This window comes from Nocardioides sp., from assembly GCF_036374615.1.
Classification (GTDB): domain Bacteria; phylum Actinomycetota; class Actinomycetes; order Propionibacteriales; family Nocardioidaceae; genus Nocardioides.
Map to the genome: position 1 here is coordinate 1 of NZ_DASUTK010000128.1, position 3,016 is coordinate 3,016.

Annotated in this window: 3 protein-coding genes and 1 pseudogene; all 4 read right to left on the reverse strand. The window is 71.5% G+C overall.

Going from position 1 to position 3,016, the window contains the following annotated elements; translation table 11 throughout:
• Positions 1-26: 26 nt before the first annotated feature.
• Entirely contained in the window at positions 27-977 is a 951-nt protein-coding gene (locus tag VFZ39_RS10385; RefSeq protein WP_330865675.1) for a PAC2 family protein, read from the reverse strand.
• A 1-nt stretch (position 978) separates the two neighbouring features.
• Positions 979-1,491, reverse strand: a complete 513-nt coding sequence (locus tag VFZ39_RS10390) for a glycosyltransferase (RefSeq protein WP_330865676.1) — start codon at positions 1,489-1,491, stop codon at positions 979-981.
• 152 nt (positions 1,492-1,643) lie between these two features.
• Positions 1,644-1,994: pseudogene (locus VFZ39_RS19080) on the reverse strand (glycosyltransferase); the annotation flags it as partial.
• A 125-nt stretch (positions 1,995-2,119) separates the two neighbouring features.
• Positions 2,120-3,016: APC family permease (locus VFZ39_RS10400; RefSeq protein WP_330865678.1), on the reverse strand; the 897-nt coding region annotated here is incomplete at its 5' end.

Here is a 3,016-nt window from a genome sequence, read left to right on the forward strand (position 1 = left end):
GGCGGAGGCTGGCATGTGCGAGAGCCCTAGTTGTCGTTGGAGTTGTCGGGCCAGTCGGTCGGCCGGTCGAGGCCGGCCAGGAACTGCTCGAACTGCTGGCCGATCTCCTCACCGGTCGGCAGGGGCTGGTTGCCGGCCAGGAGGCTGCTGCCGCTCTCCTCGGCGCGCGTGAACGCGTCGTACTGCTGCTCGAGCGCCGTGACGACCTCGCCGACCTCCTCGTTGGCCGCCAGGTACCGGGTGATCTCGGCCTCGCGCTCCTCGGCCTCGGCGTGCAGCTCCGAGAGGTCGATGGTGAGCCTGCCTGCCCGCTCGACGTGCTCGAGCAGGGCGGCGGAGGCGCGGGGGTACTCGAGCTGGGCGAGGTAGTGCGGGATGTGCGCGACGAAGCCCATCGCGTCGTGCCCCCACTCCCCCAACCGCACCTCGAGCAGCGCCTGCGCGCTGGACGGGATGCGCAGCTCGCCGCGCCAGCGGCTGTCGCCGGCGATGAGCTCGATGTTGTTGGCGTGCTCGGTGATCGCGATCGGCCGGGTGTGCGGGACCGCCATCGGCACCGCGCCCATGCCGACGACGCAGGTCACGCCGAAGCGCTCGACCACCTCACGGACGGCTTCGCAGAACGCCTCCCAGCGGGTGTCTGGCTCGGGTCCGTGGAGCAGGAGGTAGGGCGTCCCGCCGGCGTCCTGGAGCAGGCGGACGACCAGGCGAGGGGCGTCGTAGGACTCGTAGTGGTCGCGAACGAAGGACAGGGCGGGTCGACGGGCGCGGTAGTCGTGGAGCTCGTCGACGTCGAACGTCGCCACCACGGGGCCGCCCTGGCCTCCTTGCTGCTCGACCAGGTGCCGGGCCGCGCGGGCCGCCGCGTTGCCGGCGTCGAGGAAGCCGTCGAGCACGAGGACGAGGGTCAGGGCCGGGTGGTCGCCGTCGTCGAGCCCGGGGACCTCGTCGACGATGTGGACCAGCCGTTGCACCATGTCACCCAGCGTAGTGACCGGCCAGCCGCTCCAGCAGCGGCACGGTCGCCTCGACCGGCGGCAAGGCGTCCATCTCGGTCTTGAGCGCGAGCGCGGCGTCTCGCGCTCGCGTGTCGACGAGCATCGCGGTCAGGGTCCGACCGATCTCGTCGGGAGTGGCCGTTGCCGCGTCGAGGACACGGGCCACCCCGAGGTCGGCGGCCCGTCGGGCGTTGTGCGGCTGGTCGGCACCCAGCGGGGTCAGCACCGAGGGAAGACCGTGCTCCAACGCGCCCATCAGGCTGCCGGAGCCGCCGTGCGAGACCACGAGCCCGCACTGCGGCAGCACGTCGGCCTGGGGGACGTACCTCGCGATCGTGATGTGCGCGGGCTGGTCGCCGAAGTCCGCCGGGTCGATGGTGCGCCCGACGGTGACGAGCACCTCGGCCGGGACGGCCGCCAGCCCGGCGAGGAGGCGCGCGAACAGGTCGCCCGCGCCGGTGTTGAACACCGTGCCGAGGCTGACGTAGACCACGGGGCCGCGTCCGACGGGAGCGACCGGCCCGGGCGGTACGAGAACCCGGTCGGCGGCAGCGGCACCGACGGGTCGCGGAACGACGGCGGGAACGGCGAGAGCACCAAGTCGCGTCGGAACGTCGCGAGGGTCGGGTCGGGCGCGAGGCCCTGCTCGGCCCGCACCGCCTGGAGGACCGGCGACACGAGGTCGCGTCGGGCCAGCGTGCCCGCCGCCAGGACCACCAGCGTGGCGCACGGGACCCCCGCGATCTCGGCGGCGATCGCGGAGCCGAAGTCGGTCTCCTCGCGCACCACGACGTCCGGCCGCCATGTCTGGAGGTGGCCGCCGACCGCCGGCACGTGACGCCGAGTGCCCTTGCCCGCGAAGTTCTCGGCGAACTCGACCTCGGTGTCGAGCGGCACGACAGGCGTCAGTGGAGCGAACTCGAGGACGGACGCGGACGCGGGTCTCGGCTCGCTGGTGGGCAGCGCCGTGAAGCCCTGCGCCTCGACGCGCGGCATCTGGTTGCCCGACCCGGCGATGGCCACCGCGTGGCCCGCGGCCGCCACCGCCCGGGCGAGGGGCAGCAACGGGTCGAGGTGTCCGGCCCCGCCGACGAACGTGAAGAGGAACCGCAGACGGGTGGTCAGCGCGAGTAGTCCCTGACCGGCTCGCCCTCGCCCTTGCCGACGCGGCTGTTGCGGTAGCCGTAGGCGAAGTAGATGGCGAAGCCGAGCAGCATCCAGACCAGGAACCGCAGCCAGGTCTCGGCGGTCAGGTTGATCATCAGGAACAAGCAGATGGCGGCCGCGAGCCAGGGCAGGAAGGGCGACAGCGGCACCTTGAAGGACCGCTCGAGATCAGGACGGTTCTTGCGGAGGATCGGGATCGCGAGCGACACCAGGAGGAAGGCCGTCAAGGTGCCGATGTTGACCATCTCCTCCAGCTTGCCGACCGGCGTGAGGGAGGCGACGAGCGCGACGATCAGGCCGATGGTCAACGTGAGCCTGACCGGCGTGCCGGTCTTGGGCGAGACGTGTCCCAACCCGTGTGGCAACAAGCTGTCGCGGCTCATCGCGAAGGTCACCCGCACGGCGCCGATCAGCAGCGTCATGACCACGGTCGTCAGGCCGGCCACAGCGCCGGCCGAGATCAACGTCGCGTAGCCATCCTTGCCCTTGGCGATGAAGGCCTGTGCCAGCGCGGCGTCGGGGTTGATGTCCTTGTAGTTCACCATGCCGGTGATGACCAGGGCGACCGCGACGTAGAGAACCGTGCAGATCACGAGCGAGCCGAGGATGCCGATGGGCAGGTCCTTCTGCGGGTGCGCGGCCTCCTCGGCGGTGGTGGCGACCACGTCGAAGCCGATGTAGGCGAAGAACACCAGCGAGGCCCCGAAGAGCACGCCGCCCACGCCGTAGGCAGCGGGCGATCCCGTGACCAGCTGGAGCAGCGGGGTGTGCAGCCACTCGCCCGCGCCCTCGGTCGGCACCGACTGCGGGATGAACGGGTCGTAGTTGTCGGCGTTGATGAAACCGATGCC

Bases quoted from the DNA above. Each gene is read 5' to 3' on its own strand.
- VFZ39_RS10385 (WP_330865675.1), bottom strand. From the start codon at position 977: ATGGTGCAACGGCTGGTCCACATCGTCGACGAGGTCCCCGGGCTCGAC.